General features: G+C 73.4%; 1 protein-coding gene and 1 pseudogene. One reads left to right on the top strand and one right to left on the bottom strand.

The features are described 5' to 3' along the window. Positions 1-273: pseudogene (locus tag x551_RS27855) on the bottom strand (sulfite exporter TauE/SafE family protein); the annotation flags it as partial. On the opposite strand from x551_RS27855, the gene x551_RS22510 reads away from it, so the two are divergent. Continuing rightward, positions 266-1,119 (top strand): LysR family transcriptional regulator (locus x551_RS22510; protein WP_216701364.1); only part of this gene is annotated, 854 nt, incomplete at its 3' end. The pseudogene x551_RS27855 and the gene x551_RS22510 sit on opposite strands and share 8 nt — an antisense overlap.

Here is a 1,119-nt window from a genome sequence, read left to right as displayed (position 1 = left end):
CGAGGTCGGGCAGGGGGCTGAAGACGGTGAAGAGCAGCAGGCCGGCCCACACCGGCCAGAGCCGGCGGCACAGCGCGCGCCAGCTCGGGCCGGCGCACTGCGCCAGGTTCGTGGCTAGCGAGGGCCACACCATCAGGCGGCCGCGGCAGCCGGCGGCATCACCAGCCCCAGCAGCGCCATCGAGACAGTGGGCAGGCCCATGCCCGACACGCCCTTGACCGCGCCCGCCAGCGCGAAGATGGTGCCGAGAGTGGCGAGCCGTTCGATGTCCATGCCGGCATGGTCGCGGCGCGGCCTCGGGGCGTCCATCGCGCACAGGCGCAGCTATCCTTCGGCAACCGCGAAGGATGACGATGCCCCAGTCCCGCCCCTCGCTCGCCCGCGCGGCGCTGCCGGCTTCCGCATCGACCCGTTCGACCTGCGCCTGTTCGGCGCGGTCGCCGAGGCCGGCTCGATCACCGCGGGCGCGCGCGAGATGCACCTGTCGCTGTCGGCGGCGAGCACGCGGTTGCAGAACCTCGAGCACGCCCTCGGCGCGGCGCTGCTCGTGCGGTCGAAGCAGGGCGTGGTGCCGACCGATGCAGGCCGCACGCTGCGCCGGCATGCCGGGCGGCTGCAGCGTGACATGGAGGCCCTGCACGCCGAGATGTCGGCCCACGCCCACGGGGTGCGCAGCAGCGTGCGGGTGTTGTGCAACACGGCGGCGATGACCGAGTACCTGCCGGCGCTGCTGGGGCGCTTTCTGGTCGCCCATCCGGACATCGACGTCGACCTGCGCGAACTCGGCAGTCCGGACGTGCTGCGGACGATGCGGCAGGAGCACGCCGACATCGGCATCGTGGCGGACTACGTCGACACCGAAGGCTTGAACACGCGCGTGTTCCGCGAGGATCGCCTGGTGGTCCTGCAACCGGCGCAGGGCAGCAGGGCGGGGCGGCGTGCGCTGCGTTTCGCCGATGTGATCGACCAGCCTTCGTCGGCCTGCCCGCCGAGAGCGGGCTCAGCCGATTCCTGCAGGCTCAGGCGCTGCGCCAGGGGCGTGGGCTGCACCACCGCGTGCGGGTGCGCAGCCTGGACGCGGTGGCCGCGCTGGTGGCCGACGGCGCCGGCATCGCCGTG

This window comes from Methylibium sp. T29, assembly GCF_000576205.1.
Lineage (GTDB): Bacteria > Pseudomonadota > Gammaproteobacteria > Burkholderiales > Burkholderiaceae_C > Methylibium > Methylibium petroleiphilum.
This window is presented reverse-complemented; position numbering and strand designations above follow the sequence as displayed.